This is a genomic window from Bradyrhizobium sp. HKCCYLRH2060 (assembly GCF_051168135.1).
Taxonomy (GTDB): Bacteria; Pseudomonadota; Alphaproteobacteria; order Rhizobiales; family Xanthobacteraceae; genus Bradyrhizobium.
Window position 1 is genome coordinate 201,731 of record NZ_JBNPUK010000006.1, and the last position, 18,926, is coordinate 220,656.

General features: G+C 66.4%; 17 protein-coding genes and 1 other RNA gene. 10 read left to right on the top strand and 8 right to left on the bottom strand.

Going from position 1 to position 18,926, the window contains the following annotated elements; translation table 11 throughout:
- Positions 1 to 119: 119 nt before the first annotated feature.
- Positions 120 to 1,172, bottom strand: coding sequence for an acyltransferase family protein (locus ACQR10_RS15105; RefSeq protein ID WP_316216742.1), 1,053 nt, complete (start codon positions 1,170 to 1,172; stop codon positions 120 to 122).
- A gap of 151 nt (positions 1,173 to 1,323) precedes the next feature.
- On the opposite strand from ACQR10_RS15105, the gene ACQR10_RS15110 reads away from it, so the two are divergent.
- The 4 genes from ACQR10_RS15110 (at position 1,324) to ACQR10_RS15125 (ending at position 7,600) form a co-directional block, all read left to right on the top strand.
- Positions 1,324 to 2,643: a UDP-glucose dehydrogenase family protein gene (locus ACQR10_RS15110; RefSeq protein WP_316216741.1), complete on the top strand. Its 1,320-nt coding sequence runs from the start codon at positions 1,324 to 1,326 to the stop codon at positions 2,641 to 2,643.
- 129 nt (positions 2,644 to 2,772) lie between these two features.
- Positions 2,773 to 5,247, top strand: coding sequence for an ATP-dependent helicase HrpB (hrpB, locus tag ACQR10_RS15115; RefSeq protein WP_316216740.1), 2,475 nt, complete (start codon positions 2,773 to 2,775; stop codon positions 5,245 to 5,247).
- Between the two features lie 161 nt (positions 5,248 to 5,408).
- Positions 5,409 to 5,909, top strand: coding sequence for a TIGR02281 family clan AA aspartic protease (locus tag ACQR10_RS15120; protein WP_316183297.1), 501 nt, complete (start codon positions 5,409 to 5,411; stop codon positions 5,907 to 5,909).
- Positions 5,910 to 6,100: 191 nt separating this feature from the next.
- Positions 6,101 to 7,600 (top strand): phosphomannomutase/phosphoglucomutase, encoded by a 1,500-nt coding sequence (locus ACQR10_RS15125; protein WP_316216739.1) that lies wholly within the window; start codon positions 6,101 to 6,103, stop codon positions 7,598 to 7,600.
- Positions 7,601 to 7,663: 63 nt separating this feature from the next.
- Here the strand turns inward: ACQR10_RS15125 and ACQR10_RS15130 are convergent, their stop codons facing one another.
- The 5 genes from ACQR10_RS15130 to ACQR10_RS15150 all read right to left on the bottom strand — a co-directional run bounded on the left by ACQR10_RS15130 (position 7,664) and on the right by ACQR10_RS15150 (position 11,604).
- The gene (locus ACQR10_RS15130; protein WP_315800487.1) at positions 7,664 to 9,130 is read right to left on the bottom strand and encodes a methyl-accepting chemotaxis protein; all 1,467 of its coding nucleotides are present in this window, start codon (positions 9,128 to 9,130) and stop codon (positions 7,664 to 7,666) included.
- Positions 9,131 to 9,159: 29 nt separating this feature from the next.
- Positions 9,160 to 9,489: a hypothetical protein gene (locus ACQR10_RS15135; RefSeq protein WP_315800486.1), complete on the bottom strand. Its 330-nt coding sequence runs from the start codon at positions 9,487 to 9,489 to the stop codon at positions 9,160 to 9,162.
- A gap of 112 nt (positions 9,490 to 9,601) precedes the next feature.
- Positions 9,602 to 10,102, bottom strand: a complete 501-nt coding sequence (locus ACQR10_RS15140) for an Lrp/AsnC family transcriptional regulator (protein ID WP_315715344.1) — start codon at positions 10,100 to 10,102, stop codon at positions 9,602 to 9,604.
- 134 nt (positions 10,103 to 10,236) lie between these two features.
- Positions 10,237 to 11,181: an NAD(+) diphosphatase gene (gene nudC / locus ACQR10_RS15145; RefSeq protein WP_316216738.1), complete on the bottom strand. Its 945-nt coding sequence runs from the start codon at positions 11,179 to 11,181 to the stop codon at positions 10,237 to 10,239.
- Positions 11,182 to 11,184: 3 nt separating this feature from the next.
- Entirely contained in the window at positions 11,185 to 11,604 is a 420-nt protein-coding gene (locus ACQR10_RS15150; protein ID WP_315715346.1) for an HIT family protein, read from the bottom strand.
- A 144-nt stretch (positions 11,605 to 11,748) separates the two neighbouring features.
- Between ACQR10_RS15150 and ffs the strand changes: the two genes are divergently transcribed.
- The 5 genes from ffs to ACQR10_RS15175 all read left to right on the top strand — a co-directional run bounded on the left by ffs (position 11,749) and on the right by ACQR10_RS15175 (position 15,298).
- Positions 11,749 to 11,845: signal recognition particle sRNA small type (gene ffs, locus ACQR10_RS15155), an RNA gene on the top strand.
- Between the two features lie 146 nt (positions 11,846 to 11,991).
- The gene (locus tag ACQR10_RS15160; protein ID WP_316216737.1) at positions 11,992 to 13,830 is read left to right on the top strand and encodes a DNA polymerase III subunit gamma/tau; all 1,839 of its coding nucleotides are present in this window, start codon (positions 11,992 to 11,994) and stop codon (positions 13,828 to 13,830) included.
- A 76-nt stretch (positions 13,831 to 13,906) separates the two neighbouring features.
- Positions 13,907 to 14,227: a YbaB/EbfC family nucleoid-associated protein gene (locus ACQR10_RS15165; RefSeq protein ID WP_315715348.1), complete on the top strand. Its 321-nt coding sequence runs from the start codon at positions 13,907 to 13,909 to the stop codon at positions 14,225 to 14,227.
- Positions 14,228 to 14,252: 25 nt separating this feature from the next.
- Positions 14,253 to 14,852, top strand: coding sequence for a recombination mediator RecR (gene recR, locus ACQR10_RS15170; RefSeq protein ID WP_315715349.1), 600 nt, complete (start codon positions 14,253 to 14,255; stop codon positions 14,850 to 14,852).
- Between the two features lie 20 nt (positions 14,853 to 14,872).
- Positions 14,873 to 15,298: a hypothetical protein gene (locus tag ACQR10_RS15175; protein WP_315800898.1), complete on the top strand. Its 426-nt coding sequence runs from the start codon at positions 14,873 to 14,875 to the stop codon at positions 15,296 to 15,298.
- Between the two features lie 166 nt (positions 15,299 to 15,464).
- Here ACQR10_RS15175 and ACQR10_RS15180 read toward each other — a convergent pair whose 3' ends face one another.
- Together ACQR10_RS15180 and ACQR10_RS15185 are read right to left on the bottom strand one after the other, a co-directional pair.
- Positions 15,465 to 16,847: an AmpG family muropeptide MFS transporter gene (locus ACQR10_RS15180; protein ID WP_316216736.1), complete on the bottom strand. Its 1,383-nt coding sequence runs from the start codon at positions 16,845 to 16,847 to the stop codon at positions 15,465 to 15,467.
- 43 nt (positions 16,848 to 16,890) lie between these two features.
- Complete coding sequence (locus ACQR10_RS15185) at positions 16,891 to 18,123, bottom strand: DNA recombination protein RmuC (RefSeq protein WP_315800897.1); 1,233 nt, start codon at positions 18,121 to 18,123, stop codon at positions 16,891 to 16,893.
- Positions 18,124 to 18,292: 169 nt separating this feature from the next.
- On the opposite strand from ACQR10_RS15185, the gene def reads away from it, so the two are divergent.
- Complete coding sequence (def, locus tag ACQR10_RS15190) at positions 18,293 to 18,820, top strand: peptide deformylase (protein WP_316216735.1); 528 nt, start codon at positions 18,293 to 18,295, stop codon at positions 18,818 to 18,820.
- Positions 18,821 to 18,926 lie beyond the last annotated feature (106 nt).

Below are 18,926 nucleotides of genomic sequence, written 5' to 3' on the forward strand. Positions count from 1 at the left end.
CCCGGGACCTACACTCCCAGGCGGTGATGAGGCGGCATGCTGGAGCCACAGCGAGCCTCACATGGAGGACGGCGGTTATGGGTCCCGGGTCTTCGCCCGGGACGACACCATGGATGTGGCTACTCCGCCGGCTGCAACACAGCCTTCGGCTTTGGCGGCGCGATCCAGAACGCGATCGGGCGTTCGAACAGGAAGCGGGCGCCGGTACGCAGCGCGAGGCGCCAGATCGCGAGCGCGCCGAGCACGCCGGCGATGGTGACGAGCAGCGAGATCGTTCCGATGTCCGTGATGATCCCGGTCTTCAGCAGCACCGTACGCGTCGCCGCCATCGGCAGGAAGAAGGCGAGATAGATCACGATCGAATGCTCGCCGCAGAACCGCAATGCGTTGAGGAGCTGCGCGCGCGCCAGCAGCGTGCCGGCGATGATGATGGCGACGGCGCCGGCATAGCCGAGCATGAGGGAGACAGCCGGCCACTCGCTGACGCCGAGGTTCACCAGCGACTGGTTGATGACAGCCCAGGCGAGCAGGCCGATGATCGCGAGCATGGGCTGCGCGCGGGCCCGGTCCGACACTGCGAAGATGTAGGTCGCGAACAGATAGCCCGAATAGATGTAGACGAAGCGGGCGCAGAATTCGTCGATCACGGTCCAGCCGGTAACGATGTGCGCCATTTCGAGGCCGGCCGCGATGCCCCAGATCACCGGCGCCGGCAGCCTCCGTGTCAGTTTGATGACGACGAAGAAGATCGGCAGCAGATAGATGAACCACAGCGTGCCGAACGGCTCGATGAAGGATTCCAGATACATATAGCCGGCGTGCGGCCAGCCGGACGCGGCGGCGAAGCCGGGCGCCTTGAAGCCGAACTGGATGGTCACCCACAGCACGTAGAAATAGGCGAAATGCACGACCTTGCGGTCGAGATAGGTGCGCCAGTCGCGGTTGATGACCAGTGGCAGAAACAGGCCGGAAATCAGGAAGAAGTCGGGCATCCGGAACGGCTTGGCGAAGGCGACGAAGGCGTGCATGAAGCCGGTCTCGCCGGCGGCGAGCTCGACGCCCAGCACCGAATGCATCATCACCACCATGATGATGCAGATACCCTTGGCGTAGTCCACCCAGTCGATGCGCGTCTCGGTTCCGGCCGTTTTCGGCGTACCATTCGCGGTCATGCTGTCCCTCTTTGGCGCGGAGCTGCCGCATTGTCGGGCAGAGCCGTTAATACTCCTCTCTGTCATCCAAACGTCATGCCGTTTTCTAAATTCCCCTTGAACCGCAAATGGTTTAAGACGCGAAAGTATTAACCTTGAAGGATGGGTTTCGATGCGAATTGCGATGATCGGCACGGGCTATGTGGGTCTGGTGTCCGGTGCCTGCTTCGCCGATTTCGGTCACCAGGTGACCTGCGTGGACAAGGACGAGAGCAAGATCGCCGCGCTGCATCGCGGAGAAATCCCGATCTTCGAGCCCGGGCTGGATGCGCTGGTCGCGGCCAACGTGAAGGCCAAGCGGCTCGATTTCACCACCGATCTCAAGCAGCCGGTCGCGGAAGCCGACGCCGTGTTCATCGCGGTCGGTACGCCGTCGCGGCGCGGCGACGGTCACGCCGACCTCACCTACGTCTATGCCGCAGCGCGCGAGATCGCCGCGTCGCTCACTGGCTTCACGGTCGTCGTGACCAAATCGACCGTGCCGGTCGGCACCGGCGACGAGGTCGAGCGCATCATCCGCGAGACCAACCCATCGGCCGATGTCGTCGTCGCTTCCAATCCGGAATTCCTGCGCGAAGGTGCCGCGATCCGCGATTTCAAATGGCCGGATCGCATCGTCGTCGGCACCGCTGACGAGCGCGGCCGCAAGGTGCTCGGCGACATCTATCGCCCGCTGTCGCTGAACCAGGCGCCGATGATGTACACCGAGCGCCGCACCGCCGAGCTGATCAAATACGCCGCCAACGCGTTCCTCGCCACCAAGATCACCTTCATCAACGAGGTCGCCGATCTCGCCGAGAAGGTCGGCGCCGATGTGCAGGAGGTGGCGCGCGGCATCGGCCTCGACAATCGCATCGGCTCCAAGTTCCTGCATGCCGGTCCGGGCTTCGGCGGCTCGTGCTTCCCGAAGGATACACGTGCGCTGATCAAGATCGCGCAGGACTACGACACGCAGCTGCGCATCGTCGAATCGGTGCTGGCGGTGAACGACAACCGCAAGCGTGCGATGGCGCGCAAGGTGGCGCATGCCGTCGGCGGCAATCTGCGCGGCAAGACAGTCGCTGTGCTCGGCCTCACCTTCAAGCCGGAGACCGACGACATGCGCGAGGCGCCGTCGATCCCGCTGGTGACGGGACTGCTCGACATGGGCGCCAAGGTGCGCGCGCATGATCCCGTCGGCATCGAGCAGGCCAAGAAGGAGCTGCCGGAGATCGCCTATTACGACGATCCCTATGCGTGCGCGACGGGCGCCGATGCGATCGTGCTGGTGACCGAATGGGTGCAGTACCGCGCCATGGACCTCGATCGCCTCAAGGAGGTGATGGCCAGTCCTGTCGTCGTCGACCTGCGCAACGTCTACCGCCCGGACGAGATGGCGGCGCACGGCTTCGTCTACGAGAGCGTGGGCCGGCCGTCGGTGAAGGGCGCGTGATGCGGCGTGCGTGACATGGCGTTGTCATCCCCCGCGAGGGCGGGGTATCCAGTACGCCCGATCTTCGTCGTCCGCGAGATCTGCGTTTACTGGATGGCCCGCCTTCGCGGGCAATGACGGGTTCGACGATTGCCGCTTCGCTTCGATACACCGCTGCCCATCGATGCCGTGCTGGACGAACTGTCCGGCACGCTCGCACGCAGCAGCACCGCCGTGCTGGTGGCGCCGCCTGGTGCCGGCAAGACGACCCGGGTGCCGCTGGCGCTGCGCGATGCGCCGTGGGTCGGGACCAACAAGATCATCGTGCTGGAGCCGCGCCGGATCGCCGCCCGCGCCAGCGCCGAGCGGATGGCGAAGTCGCTCGGCGAGCGTGCCGGCGAGACCGTCGGCTATCGCGTACGATTCGGCTCGAAGGTCTCGCGCGCGACCCGCATCGAGGTCGTCACCGAAGGCATCTTCACCCGGCAGATCCTCGACGATCCCGAGCTCACCGGCGTCGCCGCCGTGCTGTTCGACGAATTCCACGAGCGCTCGCTCGATGCCGATCTCGGCCTCGCTTTGGCACGCGATGCGCAGCAGGGGCTGCGCGAGGATCTCCGTATCCTCGTGATGTCGGCGACGCTCGACGGCGCCCGCGTCGCCAGCCTGCTCGGCAATGCGCCGGTGGTCGAGAGCGAAGGCCGCGCCTATCCGGTCGAGACGCGCTATGTCGGCCGCAAGCCGGATGCGCCGGTCGAACGCCAGATGGCTGAGACCATCGCGGCCGCGCTGCGCGCCGACGCGGGCTCGGTGCTGGCGTTCCTGCCGGGGGCCGCCGAAATCCGGCGCACCCAGACCATGCTGGCCGAGCGCGTCCACGATGCCAGCGTCGAGATCGTGCCGCTGTTCGGCGCGCTCGATTCCGCCGTGCAGGACCGCGCCATCTCGCCCGCCCCGAAGGGGCAGCGCAAGGTGGTGCTGGCGACCTCGATTGCCGAGACCTCGCTGACCATCGAGGGCGTGCGCATCGTGGTCGATTCCGGCCTCGCCCGGGTGCCGCGCTACGAGCCGGACATCGGCCTGACCAGGCTGGAGACGGTGCGGGCTTCGCGCGCCGCCGTGGATCAGCGCCGCGGCCGCGCCGGCCGCACCGAGCCTGGCGTCTGCTACCGGTTATGGGACGAGCCGCAGACGGCCTCGCTGGCGGCCTATACGCAGCCGGAAATTCTCAGCGCCGACCTGTCCTCGCTGGTCCTCGATCTGGCGCAATGGGGTGTCAGTGACCCCTCCACGCTGAGCTTCCTCGATCCGCCGCCGCAACCGGCTTGGAAGGAGGCGAGGGACCTGCTGCGCGAGCTCGATGCGCTCGATGCCGATGGCAGGCTGACCGACGAGGGCCGGCGGCTGCGGGCGCTGGCGCTGCCGCCGCGGCTGGCGCGGATGATCGTCGATGCCGCCGACCACGGCGCGGCGGCGCAGGCCGCCGACATCGCCGCCATCCTGACCGAGCGCGGGCTGGGCGGCGACAGCGTTGATCTCGAGGTGCGGCTCGATCAGTTCCGCCGCGACCGCTCGCCGCGCGCGCAAAGTGCCCGCGACCTGGCGCGGCGGTGGGCGCAGCAGGTGTCGTCCGCGTCCGCCCTCGCCGGAGAAGCGGATATCTCCACCGGCCTGATGCTCGCCTTCGCCTTTCCCGACCGGGTGGCGCGCAATCGCGGCAATGGCAGCTTCGTGCTCGCCAATGGCCGCGGCGCTGCCGTCGACCCAACCTCGTCGCTGGCGCGCGTGCCCTATATCGCGGTCGGTGAGCTGACGGGAACGGCGGCCAGCGGCCGTATCCTGCTGGCGGCCCCGCTGGCGATCGAGGACATCGAGCGCCACTTCGCTGCGCATATCGAAGCCAAGGACGAGGTCAGCTTCGATCATGGCGCGATGGCATTGCGGGCGCGCCGCAAGCGCAAGCTGCACGCGATCACCATGGCCGATGCGCCGGTCGCGCTGACGCCGTCGGAGGAGACCGCGCGCATCTTCGCGGAAGGAATCTGCGCGGCCGGGCTCGACCGGCTGCCCTGGTCGAAGGCCGCCAGGCAATGGCGCGATCGCGTCACCTTCCTGCGCAAGGCGGAGGGCGACAGCTGGCCGGACCTGTCGGACGCGGGCCTCGCCGAGCGGCGGGAGGACTGGCTGGTGCCGCTGCTGGCCGACAAGACCTCGCTCAAGGACATATCGCCCGGCGACGTCTCCGATGCCGTGATGGCGCTGCTGCCGTGGGATCTGCGCGCCCGGCTCGACCGGGAGGCGCCGACCCATTTCGAGGCGCCGACCGGCACCATGCTGGCAATCGACTACGAGGCCGAGCAGGGGCCCACCATCGCGGTGCGGCTGCAGGAGCTGTTCGGCCTGAACGTCCATCCCTCGATCGCGCGGGGCGCGGTGCCGCTGGTGCTGGAGCTGCTGTCGCCGGCGCAGCGGCCGGTGCAGGTGACGCGCGATCTGCCCGGCTTCTGGCGCGGCTCCTATGCCGCGGTCCGCACCGACCTGCGCGGCCGCTATCCGCGCCATCCCTGGCCCGACGATCCCGCCCATGCCGAGCCGACCCGGCGGGCCAAGCCGCGGGGGACATAGCTCATGCAAATTGTACCGCCGCCGTCGTTGTCGTTAACGCTTCACTCATCGTTTTCGCCAAAATGGCGGCGGCGGCCGGTCGCTCGCAGTCGCCCGTCAGCGGCTTTGATGGTCAAATCGGTTGCGGGGTAAAGTCGGGCGTTTGCGTCATGCGTAACATAATGATCTTCGCGGCCGTTCTCGTCGGTCTCGGCACCTTCATGGCGCAACTGGCCGATCGCCTGACCCCCGCGTCGGCATCCGCGACACCGTCCGCGCGGGTTGCCACGGTGGAATCCTCTGCCGCGGGCCAGCGCAGCCTCAGCATTCCGACCGACCGTCGCGGTCACTTCCGCGCCGACGGCCGCATCGACGGCCAGCGCATCAGCTTCATGGTGGATACCGGCGCCTCGATGGTCGCGCTGAACGAGAGCTCCGCGGCCCGCTTCGGCCTCCGCCCTGCGCGCGGCGACTACACCGCCACCGTGACCACGGCCAACGGCACCGTGAAGGCGGCCCGCGCCAGGCTCGCGATGGTCGAGCTCGGCGAGCTCACCGTGCGCGACGTCGATGCCCTGGTGCTGCCCGATACCGCGCTGTCGGAGAACCTGCTTGGCCTGTCCTTCCTGTCCAAGCTGAAGCGCTTCGCCTACGCCAACGGCCAGATGGTGCTGGAGCAGTAGGCTGCGCCTTCACCGCATCTTGGTGCATGCAGTGACGGCCCCCATATACCGGCAGGCGGATTGGTTCAGCGGACGGGGCGGTCCCGCCTGATTGTTGCCTGCATTCATCTGCCTTCTGCCATTGTCGTCCGACGTCGTATCAGGCACGACTGCATTCTTCCGTTGATGTGATTTCCCGAGGCCGTCTCCTGATGTTTCCGAAACCCAAGCCCGTCCTGGTTCCCAATACCTACGCCTTCGAGTCCGAGCCGATGGTGAAGCCGACGGGCTTCCGCGAATATGACGCGCGCTGGCTCTTCAACAAGGAAATCAACTTGATGGGGGTGCAGGCGCTCGGCATGGGGCTGGGCGCGCTGATCGCCGAACGCGGCGTCAAGCAGGAGATCGTGACCGGGCACGATTTCCGCGGCTACTCCGCCTCGATCAAATACGCCCTGATCTCGGGCCTGATGGCCGCCGGCTGCAAGGTGCACGACATCGGCCTTGCGGTGACGCCGATGGCCTATTTCGCCCAGTTCGATCTCGACGTGCCCTGCGTCGCCATGGTGACCGCCTCGCACAACGACAATGGCTGGACCGGCGTGAAGATGGGCGCCAACCGCCCGCTGACCTTCGGCCCCGAAGAGATGACCCGGCTGAAGGAAATCGTGCTCAACGCCGAGTTCAAGAACGCCGGCGGCGGATCCTATCAGTTCCACGAGAATTTCCCGGCGCGCTACATCGCCGATCTCACCAGCAGGCCGAAGCTGAAGCGCAGGCTCAAGGTCGTTGCGGCCTGCGGCAACGGCACCGCCGGCGCGTTCGCGCCTGACGTGCTCGAGGCGATCGGCTGCGAGGTCATTCCGCTCGACACCGAGCTCGATCACACCTTCCCGAAATACAATCCCAATCCCGAAGACATGGAGATGCTGCATGCCATCCGCGATGCCGTGCTCGCGCATAAGGCCGATGTCGGCCTCGGCTTCGATGGCGACGGCGATCGCTGCGGCGTAGTCGACAACACCGGCGAGGAGATCTTCGCGGACAAGGTCGGCGTGATGCTGGCGCGCGACATGTCGGCGATCCACAAGGACGCGCAGTTCGTCGTCGACGTGAAGTCAACCGGCCTGTTCATGACCGATCCCGTGCTGCAGGCGCAGGGCGCGAAGACCGCGTATTGGAAGACAGGCCATTCCTACATGAAGCGCCGCACCAACGAGCTCGGTGCGCTTGCCGGCTTCGAGAAGTCGGGCCACTTCTTCTTCAACCGCCCGTTCGGGCGGGGCTATGACGACGGTCTGGTCTCGGCGATCGCGATCTGCGAGATGCTCGATCGGGCGCCGGGCAAGTCGATGGCCGACCTGAAGGACGCGCTGCCAAAGACCTGGTCGTCGCCGACCATGTCGCCGCATTGCGGCGACGAGGTCAAATACGGCGTCGCCGACGCCGTCGTGAAGCACTTCCAGGCGCTGCAGCAGCAGGGCGGCAAGGTGGCGGGGCAGCAGATCCGCGATCTCGTCACCGTCAACGGCGTCCGCGTCACGGTCGAAGACGGCAGCTGGGGTCTGGTGCGGGCCTCATCGAACAAGCCCGAACTCGTGGTGGTGGTCGAAAGCCCGGTGTCCGAGCGGCGCATGCACGACATGTTCGAGGCGGTCAACGAGGTGCTGCGGACGCATCCCGAAGTCGGCGCCTACAACCAGACGATCTGAGGCCGCGTTGATGATATCCCGCTAGGGTCGATGCTCGCGCCGATCCCATCCCATTCGATGGGATCAAGCGGCCCTCAGGGAGCTCAGGAACTGATCGACCTCGGATTTGAGCCGGCTCGATTGCGAGGTGAGTCCGTTCGCGGATTCCAGCAGCCGCGAGGCGGCGCTGCCGGTCTCGTCGGAAGCGCGGGTCACGCTGCCCATGCTTTGGCTGACCAGCCGCGTGCCTTCGGCCGCCTGCTGTACGTTGCCGGAAATTTCCCCGGTGGCGAGGCCCTGCTGCTCGACCGCGGTGGCGATCTCCTTGGAGATGTCGTCGATCTCGGCAATCGTTCCCCCGATCGCCTGGATGGCGGAGACGGCGTCACCCGTTGCGCTCTGAATGCTCTGCACCTGGCTGGAAATTTCCTCGGTGGCCTTCGCGGTCTGGTTGGCGAGCGCCTTGACCTCGCTTGCCACGACGGCAAAACCCTTGCCGTGCTCGCCGGCGCGCGCCGCCTCGATGGTGGCGTTCAGCGCCAGCAGGTTGGTCTGGCTGGCGATCGTCTGGATCAGCGTCACCACCTCGCCGATCTTCTGGGTGCCGGCAGCCAGGCTCTCGACCACCGTGTTGGTGCGGCGAGCTTCGTCCGCCGCTTTCGCGGCGATCTCCGCTGAGCGCGTCACCTGCTGTGAGATATTGTTGATCGACGCGGTCAGCTCTTCCGTTGCGGCAGCGACCGTCTCGACATTGGTCGACGCCTGTTGCGAGGCGCCGGCCGCGGCCGACGTCTGGCGCGAGGACTCCGCGCTGCTCCGGCTCATCGACGAGGACAGGCTCTGCATCTCGTTGGCGGCGACGGCCACCGCCTCGACGATGCCGCCGATCTTGCGCTCGAAGCCTTCGGCGAGCTCGCGACGGGCAAGATCGGCCTGCTGCTTGACGCGTTGCTCGGCCTCGAACCGCTCGGCGTTGGCGCGCGCCTCGGCAGCGATCGCCGATTCGGCTTCCGCGGTCTTGCGCGCGCTGGTTTCGAACAGCTGCGTCAGCTTGAGCGCAAGGGCGATGAGAACACCGGCCTCGATCAGCAGGATGACCGCATGCAGCACAACGCGGCCGAAATCAGCGCCGCCCGGGTAGATCGCTGCAGGAAAGACGAAGTTCAGGACCAGATGATGCAGCGCGACGGCGACCGTGCCGGCCAGGATCGGCCGGTAGTCGCAATATGCGACCAGACAGGCGAGCGCGGCGAAAAAATACATGTGCAGGTCGATCTGCCAGGCATGTCCGGACATCTGGTAGACGAGCACGGATACGCCGCCCATGACGGCGACTGCGACGGTGAGCTGGGTGGACAAGGCGTCGCCGGCGCTGCGCCAGGAAAGGGTTGCCACCACTGCCATGACGACCATGAGCATGGTCGGCATCAGCCAGTCGCCGCGCGACAGCCCGATGATGAGGGAGAGCGGAACGTGAACCCAGAGCATCGCCAGCAGAAGCTTGCTGGTCGTGTGCCGGAGGGTTGCCAGATCGCTGGTCTCGACGTTCATTTCCGATTCCCCCAAAGAGATCATTTTGATCATTTTGCAAAGCAGGCAGAGACCGCCTGCGGATCGATGATGAGCCAGGCTCCGGCCTCGCGCAGCCGCGCCGAGCCGTCGTGTTCGCCGGGACGAACGACCAGCAGCGATGAAATGGCCGTTGTGCGCACGAGCGCGGCGTCAGCCGAGGCCGCGGCGAGCATCGCGTGTTGCGCGCTCCACCAGGGTGGGAAAGCGACGGCCACGATTTCGCTCCCCGCGCGCACTTGGAGTGACAGCGCGGCGACCGCGACAAAGCTCGCGATCAGAAGCGCCGTGGCATTGAGCCACGGGCGCGAAGACTGAGGTATGGTTGCACCGGACGTCATCGCATCCAAGAATAGAGGGATGGGAATAACTTCCGGTAAACGTTCGTTAGGGATGACGACTGAGGACGGGAACGCCAGCGCTGCAACGCCCAGGCGCCCCGGAATGCTCGGCTCAGACCGGTGGCACCGGCAGCGCCGTGACCGACTTGATCTTCTCCATGGCGAAGCGCGAGGTGACGTTCTTGAGGGGCACCGCGCTGATCAGCTTCTTGTAGAAGACGTCGTAGCTCTGCATGTCCGCAACGACGACGCGCAGCATGTAGTCGACGTCGCCGGCCATCCGGTAGAACTCCATCACCTCCGGCATCGAGCTGACCGCCTCGGCGAATTTGCGCAGCCAGGCCTCGGAATGGTCGGCGCTCTCCACCGACACGAACACGGAGATGCCGAGCCCGATCTTGTTCTGATCGACCAGGGCCACCCGGCGCAGGATCACGCCATCGGCCTCGAGCCGCTGGATGCGCTTCCAGCACGGTGTCGACGACAGTCCGACCCGATCCCCGATCTCGGCGACGGACAGCGACGCGTCCTCCTGCAGGACCATCAGAATCTTGCGGTCGATGGCATCGAGCCGGCGATTGGCCTCGGAGCCTTGGGCGGCGACATCGGTCATGGAGAAACTTGTTCCATAGGAAGGCTATAAAACCCTCATATAGAGAAAATCGTTCCAAGGCAAGGATCGGCCGTTCAGCCCTTTCCTGTCCGGGTCCGGCGGTTTCCGCGGAATGGCGGCGGGCTGGTTTCTTGCTACCGCTCGTCGTTCTCCTTGAGCCAGCGGCCGACCAGATGATGAGCAATGGCGAACGGATGCGGTCCCGCCAAGCCATCCGGATGCTGCCGCAGCAGCATCTGCCGGGCCTCGTCGCGGCTGAACCAGCGCACGTCCTCGAGCTCGGTGCGGTCGATGACGATGTCTTCGTTGAGCGCCCGGGCGCTACAGCCGATCATCAACGACGACGGGTAGGGCCAAGGCTGGGTCATGTAATAGGTCACGTCGGTGCAGCGAATGCCGGATTCTTCGAACACCTCGCGCCGGACGGCGTCCTCGATCGTCTCGGCCGCCTCGACGAAGCCGGCGAGGCAGGAATACATGCCGGTCGGAAACTGCTTCTGCCGCCCGAGCAGGCACTTGTCGCCGGAGGCGACCAGTGAGATCACGACCGGATCGGTGCGCGGGAAATGCTCCGTCTTGCAGCTCGGGCATTCGCGCTTCCAGCCGCCCTCGCGCATCGCGGTCTTGGCGCCGCAATTGGCGCAGAATCCGTGGCGCTGATGCCAGGACACCAGGGACTTGGCCATCGCGATGGTGGCGAGCTGGTCGACCGGGATCGCACCCTGCATCGCCATGCCGCGCAGCTCGGTCACGGACACGTCCTCGCGCCCGGCGAGCTTCTCGACCGCGGCCGGCGCGATGCCCATGCCGAACACGGCCGCGCCGTCCTGCAGGCCGAGGAAGATCGTTCCCGGATTGGCACCGAACTTCAGCGCCTCGTCGATCGACAGCAGCGCGCGCAGCTGGTCGCCGTCGCGCTTCAGCACCAGCGAATCGCGATGCACGACATAGGCCCGCGTCGACGGCTGGCTCTCGAAGGCAATCAGCTTGTCATCATGGAAGCGCAGATGGGCGGCGCGATCGATCGGATGGCCGACGAAGGCCGGCTTGCCCAGCGGAAACAAGTCGAATGGCGACATCTCTCACCCTAGCCAGATCTTGCGCCTGATAGCGCTGATGAACTGCTGCACCTCCTGCGCATCGTGGGGCACAGGCGGCGCGGCGCCCCACACCGGTCGCGGCCAGGCCACGTCACTTGTGCGTCGCGCGATGATGTGGACGTGCAACTGCGGCACCATGTTGCCGAGCGCGGCGACGTTGAGTTTGTCGCATTTGGTGATCTCTTTGAGCGCGCGTGACGCCCGCGTGATCTCGGTCATCAGCTGCGCCTGCGCGACCTCGTCGAGATCGATGATCTCGACCGCGCCCTCGCGCCGTGGCACCAGCAGCAGCCAGGGATAGTTCGCGTCCTTGATCACCAGCACGCGGGACAGCGGCAGGTCGCCAATGTCGATCGTATCCTTCGCAAGTTGCGGATGCAGCGACCAGGCTGATTCGGGCATGCGGCGGTTCCTGGCGGATGGTCAGGCGGGAGCTCGACGGCACCTAAAGCCTTTCCGAGCTGCGGCACAAGCCCGCGGGGCGGTAGAGCGGGCCGGCGAAGCTCGCGCTTGCTTTCCGGACCATTTGGCCCCAAATAGGCAGCGGGAGATTGGCGGTGGACGAGCCACTCGCCAACCGGGTCAGGTCCGGAAGGAAGCAGCCCTAACGAGGTCCGGATCGGGTCGCTCGTCAGTCTCCTACCTGTTTTTTCGAGCGAATCGCGCAAAGATGGCGGGGACCCCGCGCAGGGCGGGCGCTCGACCGCGCTCCGGTTGATTGCGTCGAGGCTGATGGCGTCGACGATCGCGATCGATGCCGGACTGGAATGCTCACTTGCGGATCGCTCGATGACTGACGCTGGCGCCCCACCTGTTCCGCCTGACAGCGCCGACGCTCCCGCCAAGCCCTACCGGGTGCTGGCGCGCAAATACCGCCCCTCCAGCTTCGCGGATCTGATCGGCCAGGAGGCCGTGGTGCGCACGGTCTCGAACGCGTTCGAGACCGGCCGGATTCCGCAGGCCTGGATCCTGACCGGCGTCCGCGGCGTCGGCAAGACCACCACCGCCCGCATCCTCGCCCGCGCCCTGAATTACGAGCTGCCCGACGGTTCGGTGAAGGGCCCGACGATCCACATGCCGGTGCTCGGCACCCATTGCCAGGCGATCATGGAAAGCCGGCACATGGACATCCTGGAGATGGACGCGGCGTCCCATACCGGCGTCGACGACGTCCGCCAGATCAACGACAGCGTCCGCTATGCGCCGGCCAGCGCGCGCTACAAGGTCTACATCATCGACGAAGTCCACATGCTGTCGACGGCGGCGTTCAACGCCTTCCTGAAGACCTTGGAGGAGCCGCCGGAGCACGCCAAATTCGTGTTCGCCACCACCGAGATCCGCAAAGTGCCGGTCACGGTGCTGTCGCGCTGCCAGCGCTTCGATCTGCGCCGGGTCGAGGCCGACGTGCTGATGAAGCATCTTGCTGGCATCGCGACCAAGGAAGGCGTCACGATCGAGCCCGAGGCGCTCGGCATCATCGCGCGCGCCGCAGAAGGCTCGGTGCGCGATTCGCTGTCGCTGCTCGATCAGGCGATCGCGCACAGCGCCGGCGAGGTCCGCGCCGACGATGTCCGGCAGATGCTCGGCCTCGCCGACCGCACCCGCGTCATCGATCTGTTCCACCATCTCGCCAGCGGCGACATCGCCGCCGCCTTCAAGGAATTCCGCGAGCAGTACGACGTCGGCGCCGACCCCGTGGTCGTGCTGTCCGACCTCGCCGAGTTCGTCAACTTCGTGACCCGGGTGAAGGTCGTGCCGGCGACCGCTGACAATGTCGCCTTCAGCGAGACCGAGCGGCTGCGCGCACGCGACTTCGCCACCAAGCTGTCGATGCGCGTGCTGTCGCGGATGTGGCAGATGCTGCTCAAGGGCATCGCCGAGACTCAAGGCGCGACGCGGCCTGCGGCTGCGGCGGAAATGGTTCTGGTGCGCATCGCCTATGCCGCCGATCTGCCGACGCCTGACGAAGCCATTCGGATGATCGACCAGAACGGTGGTGGCTCGCCAATCGTCACGAACGGCGGCGGGGCGCGCCCTGCGCCGGCATCCACCATGAGCGCGGGAACGCCGCCCGTGATGGCGCCGGCGCCGATGCAGGCGCCGCGCGCGCAAGGCCCGACGCTCGCCGCGGTCGGCGGTTCGATGCGACCGCAGGCGATGGCATCGCAGCCGTCACCGGCATCGCAGGACCAGCCCGCGCTGCGCCTAGCGAGCTTCCAGGAACTCGTCGCGCTGGCCGGCAAGAATCGTGACCTGATCACCAAGAGCGCGCTTGAGATGGACGTGCGGCTGGTCCGCTTCGAGGAGGGAAGGCTGGAGATCGCGCTGGAACGGACGGCGCAGCGCTCGCTTGTCTCGGACCTCGGCCGCAAGCTGGAAGACTGGACCGGCCGGCGCTGGACGGTGATCGTTTCCAACGAGCCGGGCCAGGCGACCTTGCGCGAGCAGAATCTGCGCGCCAAGAGCGAGCGCGAGGCGGCGGCCGAGGCCGATCCGCGCGTTCAGGAGATCCTGGCGCGGTTCCCGGGCACCAAGGTGATCGAAGTGCGCCGGCTCGCCCCCGAGCCGCCCGAATCGGACGCCAGTGCTGTCGAGCCGCCCGACGAGTCCGACGATGACGATTTCTAGAGCATGATCCGGAAACGTGGAAACCGGTCTTCCGAAAGATCATGCTCAACAAGAAGGCTGATGATGAGGTGCTCCGATGGCTGACTTTCTCGGCATGATGAAACAGGCGGCGCAGCTGCAGACGAAGATGCAGGAAATGCAGGAGGAGCTCGGCAACGTCGAGGTCGAGGGCATCTCGGGCGGCGGTCTGGTCGCCGTGCGCATGACCGCCAAGATGGACGTGAAGAGCATCAAGATCGATCCGTCGCTGCTCAAGCCGGAGGAGGCCGAGATCCTGGAAGACCTGCTGGTCACCGCGCACGGCGACGCGCGGCGCAAGGCGGAAGCCGCGATGCAGGAGAAGATGCAGGCCATCACCGGCAAGCTCGGCCTGCCGCCAGGCTTCGGTTTTGGTTAGTTGACCCGATGACATTCGTGAACTGATGGCCGTCGCCGGTCCTGAGATCGAACGCCTGATCCAGCTGCTTGCGCGCCTGCCCGGCCTCGGGCCGCGCTCGGCGCGGCGTGCCGCGCTCCATCTGATCAAGAAGCGCGAGGCGCTGATGGTGCCGCTCGCCTCGGCGCTGCAGGTCGCGATCGACCGCATCCAGGTCTGCAAGACCTGCGGCAACATCGATACCCAGAATCCCTGTACGGTGTGCACCGATCCGCGGCGCGATCCCGCGATGATCGTCGTCGTCGCCGATGTCGCCGATCTCTGGGCGCTGGAGCGCGCCAAGGCCTCGAACGGCCGCTATCACGTGCTCGGCGGCACCTTGTCGCCGCTCGACGGAGTCGGTCCGCAGGACCTCACCATCGACGCGCTGGTGCAGCGCGCGCATGCGCCGGAGGTGCAGGAGATCATCCTCGCATTGAACGCGACGGTCGATGGCCAGACCACCGCCCACTACATCACCGACCTCCTGCAGGAGGCGAACGTCAAGGTCACGCGGCTGGCGCATGGCGTGCCGGTCGGCGGCGAGCTCGACTATCTCGACGAAGGCACGCTCTCGGCCGCGATGCGGCAGCGGACCTTGTTCTAGGCACAGACGAAAGTGGAATGATGACGAAACGCGGATTCGGCAAACGGCTGGCTTTGGGCGCGATTTGGGTGGCGCTCTCGGCTCCGTCCGTCCTGGCGCAGCAGAGCGAGACACCGCAGAAGGTCGGCAAGCCGCTCAATGCTGGTGACGTGCTGTCCGGCGAGCTGAACGCGCTGAAGCTGAAAGGCGCCAAGCCGGGCCAGCCCTCCGCCGCCTATCAGATCACCAGCGAGCCGCGCCGCCTGCCGCCGCCGAGCGGGCTGTGCAATCTCGAGACCGGCCCGGAGACGTTCCAGCTCGTCACCGCGAACACGGCGCAGGCGTCGCAGCTCAAGGGGCTGCTCGGCAAGCAGATCGCGGTCAAGGTCGACGAGATCGCCTGCGCGCAGGATGCGGGACAGATGAGCGAGGCGGTCGTGACCAAGTGGAGCTTGGTGAAGCGTTGAGGCCGCTGGGAGCATTCACGCGAATGCAGCGCCACGATTTCCGCTGTCATCGCCCCGCTTGACCGGGCGATCCAGTACGCCGCGGTCTCGCGGTCGATCGCCGACGTCTCCGCAATGCCGGATCACCCGCCTTCGCGGAGGATGACAGTCTAACTCCAGGCGGCAGCTAGACCTTCACTGGCCCCAATTCATCGAAATGCCCGCGCCGCTGCAGCCAAGCAAGCAGCACGAGGCTCGGGATCGCGACGAGCGCGCAGATGACGAAGAATGTGGGCCAGCCGGTCGCCTTCGCCACATAGCCCGCGCCCGATGACAGATAGGTTCGTCCAACCGCGGCGAGTGCGGTGAGCAGCGCATATTGGGTCGCGGTGTGCAGCGGATTCTGGCACAGCGCAGAGAGATAGGCGACGAAGATCACGGTGCCGATCGCGCTGGTGAAGTTCTCCGCAGAGATCGCCAGCGCCAGCGCCCATTGATTGATGCCGACGATGGCGAGCCATGAGAACGACAGGTTGGCCAGCGCCTGCACGATGCCGCCGATCCACAGGCTGGTGGCGAGCGAATAGCGCCGCGCGACGAAGCCGCCGGCAAAGCCGCCGGCGAGCGTGGCGGCGAGGCCGACGCCTTTCACGATCGCTGCGTAGTCGACCTTGCTGAAGCCGAGATCGATCACGAACGGCGCGGTCATCGTGCCGGAGAAGGCGTCGGTGAACTTGAACAGCACGACGAAGGCGAGCGCCGTGAGCGCATCACGTCGGCTGAGGAACTCGACGAAGGCTCCGGCGGCCGCATGCATCACGCGGGTGAGCGCGGTGTCCGCGCCCATCGCGGCCTCCGCCTGCTGCGACTGTGCCGGCTCGGTCGCCGCGAGGGCCGTGATCGTGCCAATCAGCACCATTCCGGCCATCGCGACATAGCCCCACATCCAGGACGACGGACGCGTCAACCCCGAGTTCTCGAATGCACTGACCACCACCAGCGCGCCGGCGGTCGAGACCAGCATGCCGATGCGGTAGGCGGCGACATACGCCGCCATGCCCGCGGCTTGCTCGCTCTCCGGAAGGCTCTCGACGCGGAAGGCATCGACCACGATGTCCTGGGTCGCCGACATCGCGGCGACCAGCAGCGCGGCCAGCGCGACCATGAACGGCGCATGCGCCGGGTCAGTCACGGCCAGCAGCAGGATGGCCGCGATCAGCAGCAATTGCGCGAACACCAGCCAGCCGCGCCGCCGCCCGAAGGCGCGCGTCAGCAGCGGCACGTGCAGCGCGTCGACCAGCGGCGCCCAAAGGAATTTCAGCGTGTAGGGCGTGCCGACCAGCGCGAACAGCCCGATGGTCCCGAGATCGACGCCGAGCTCGCGCATCCAGATCTGAAGCGTCGAGCCGGACAGCGCCAGCGGCAGACCTGAGGAGAAGCCGAGGAACAGCACCACGAGCACGCGCGGCTGCAGGTAGACGGCCATGCTCTCGCGCCAGGTGGGGGCGGGCTTGGCCTCAGGCTTTGCAGCGGTTGCTCTGATGTCGGAGGCGGCGTCAGGTGCGGTCATCGGTGGGTGGTAGCAGATCTGGACAGCTTTCGCGACGCTGCGGTCATTCCCCCGCCTGCATCCGCCCCGCCAGCGGAAACAGGTCCGGCGTCGCGCCCGCGCCCGGCGCAATGCGCGGAGAGTCCGCCGGCGCATCCGGCTTGCTGAAATCGAGCTCCTCGATCCGCGCGGCGCGCTTCTCGATCTTGTCGGCGGAGATGAGGATCTGGCGGATGTCCTCGCCGACATCGCCAAAATGCTTCTGCAGCTTGAGCACGCGCTCGCGCAGGCGGCCGAGGTCGTCGCCCAAATGGATCACCTCGTTGCGGATCTGGTCGGCGGCGTCGCGGATGCGCGCATCCTTCATGATCTGCTGCATGACCTGGATCGCGAGCATCAGCAGCGACGGCGACACCAGCACGACACGGGCGCGATAGGCTCTCTGGATGACGTCGTCGAAGCCGTCATGGATCTCGGCGTAGACCGATTCCGACGGCACGAACATCAGCGCCGTGTCCTGCGTCTCGCCGACCACGAGGTACTTCTCGGCGATGTCGTTGACGTGGCGCAGCACGTCGGTGCGCAGCCGCTGCGCGGCGGCGCGCTTCTCCTCTTCGGTTTCGGCATCATGCAACGCGGTCACGGCTTCCAGCGGAAACTTCGCGTCGATGCACAGCGGCCTGGTGTCGGGCAGGAACACGACGCAGTCCGGCCGCTTGCCGCTGACGAGCGTGTACTGGAAGGCGTAGCTGCCCTTCGGCAGCCCGTCCTGGACGATCGCCTCCATGCGCGCCTGTCCGAATGCGCCACGCGACTGCTTGTTGGCGAGCACGTCGCGCAAGGTCGTGACCTGTGTCGTGAGCTCGCTGAGATCGCGATGCGCGTTGTCGATGATGCCGAGCCGCTCGTGCAGCACGCGCAAGGAATCCATGGTGTGGCGCGTGGTCTGCTCCATCGATTGGCCGACGCGATGGGTGACGGCGTCGAGCCGCTCGTTGACGCTGCGCGCCAGGTCCACCTGCCGCCCGGCAAGCAGCTGCGCCATCGCGTCGACCCGGCCGGAGGCCTCGCTCTGCACCCGGATCATCTCGCCGAACCGCTGTTCGATCTCATCGGCGCGTATCGCCTGCTGGGCCGCGAGCTCGGCGCCGCGCCGGCCGGAGCGCACCACGGCCGCGACGATCATCAGCAGCAGGAGCAGAACCAGCACGCCAAACCCGATCAGCGCGTCGCTGGCGCGCACCGGCAGATCGCCGATCATGACGACGACAGGATTGAGGGACTGGCTGGCGGTCATCACCCCCGTCTATCCGATTCGCAAGACATCGCGAACGAAGAGAGAACATTTATGGTTAAGGCCGGGTAAAGATTCATGGTTAACGAGGCGTTGAAATTCATGGTTAGCGAAGTCTTAACTGCGAGCCATCACATTGACCGCGCCTGTTCCGGGGCTTAAATCGCGCGCCATGTCCCTTAGAGAAATCATCATCCTGCCGGACCGGCAGTTGCGGCTGGTGTCCAAGCCGGTCGAGAAGGTCACGCCGGAGATCCGGCAGCTGGTCGACGACATGTTTCAGACCATGTACGACGCGCCGGGGATCGGGCTCGCTGCGATTCAGGTCGCGCAGCCGCTGCGCGTCATCACCATGGATCTGGCAAAGCCCGACGCGAATGGGGAAGGCAAGCGCGAGCCGCGCGTCTTCATCAATCCGGAGATCGTTGCCAAGTCGGACGAGCTGTCGGTCTACGAGGAAGGCTGCCTGTCGATCCCCGAATATTACGAGGAGGTCGAGCGGCCGGCGCGCGTGCGCGTGCGCTTCACCGATCTCGACGGGCTGGTCCGCGAGGAGGATGCCGAGGGGCTCTACGCCACCTGCATCCAGCACGAGATCGACCATCTCAACGGCGTGCTGTTCATCGACTATCTGTCGAAGCTCAAGCGCGACCGCGTCATCAAGAAATTCGCCAAGGCCGCCAAGCGCGCCGGCGAGTAACGATCAACTCTCTCCTCCGTCATGCCTGGGCTTGATCCGGGCATCCACGTCTTGCCTCTCGCGTTGGCATTGCGACCTGGATGGCCGGGACGAGCCCGGCCAATGA

Bases quoted from the DNA above. Each gene is read 5' to 3' on its own strand.
- ACQR10_RS15135 (WP_315800486.1), bottom strand. From the start codon at position 9,489: ATGACGTCCGGTGCAACCATACCTCAGTCTTCGCGCCCGTGGCTCAAT.
- ACQR10_RS15160 (WP_316216737.1), top strand. From the start codon at position 11,992: ATGACTGACGCTGGCGCCCCACCTGTTCCGCCTGACAGCGCCGACGCT.
- recR (WP_315715349.1), top strand. From the start codon at position 14,253: ATGGCCGTCGCCGGTCCTGAGATCGAACGCCTGATCCAGCTGCTTGCG.
- ACQR10_RS15130 (WP_315800487.1), bottom strand. From the start codon at position 9,130: ATGAACGTCGAGACCAGCGATCTGGCAACCCTCCGGCACACGACCAGC.
- ACQR10_RS15175 (WP_315800898.1), top strand. From the start codon at position 14,873: ATGACGAAACGCGGATTCGGCAAACGGCTGGCTTTGGGCGCGATTTGG.
- ACQR10_RS15185 (WP_315800897.1), bottom strand. From the start codon at position 18,123: ATGACCGCCAGCCAGTCCCTCAATCCTGTCGTCGTCATGATCGGCGAT.
- def (WP_316216735.1), top strand. From the start codon at position 18,293: ATGTCCCTTAGAGAAATCATCATCCTGCCGGACCGGCAGTTGCGGCTG.
- ACQR10_RS15110 (WP_316216741.1), top strand. From the start codon at position 1,324: ATGCGAATTGCGATGATCGGCACGGGCTATGTGGGTCTGGTGTCCGGT.
- ACQR10_RS15165 (WP_315715348.1), top strand. From the start codon at position 13,907: ATGGCTGACTTTCTCGGCATGATGAAACAGGCGGCGCAGCTGCAGACG.
- ACQR10_RS15105 (WP_316216742.1), bottom strand. From the start codon at position 1,172: ATGACCGCGAATGGTACGCCGAAAACGGCCGGAACCGAGACGCGCATC.
- ACQR10_RS15140 (WP_315715344.1), bottom strand. From the start codon at position 10,102: ATGACCGATGTCGCCGCCCAAGGCTCCGAGGCCAATCGCCGGCTCGAT.
- ACQR10_RS15125 (WP_316216739.1), top strand. From the start codon at position 6,101: ATGTTTCCGAAACCCAAGCCCGTCCTGGTTCCCAATACCTACGCCTTC.
- ACQR10_RS15180 (WP_316216736.1), bottom strand. From the start codon at position 16,847: ATGACCGCACCTGACGCCGCCTCCGACATCAGAGCAACCGCTGCAAAG.
- ACQR10_RS15120 (WP_316183297.1), top strand. From the start codon at position 5,409: ATGATCTTCGCGGCCGTTCTCGTCGGTCTCGGCACCTTCATGGCGCAA.
- ACQR10_RS15150 (WP_315715346.1), bottom strand. From the start codon at position 11,604: ATGCCCGAATCAGCCTGGTCGCTGCATCCGCAACTTGCGAAGGATACG.
- nudC (WP_316216738.1), bottom strand. From the start codon at position 11,181: ATGTCGCCATTCGACTTGTTTCCGCTGGGCAAGCCGGCCTTCGTCGGC.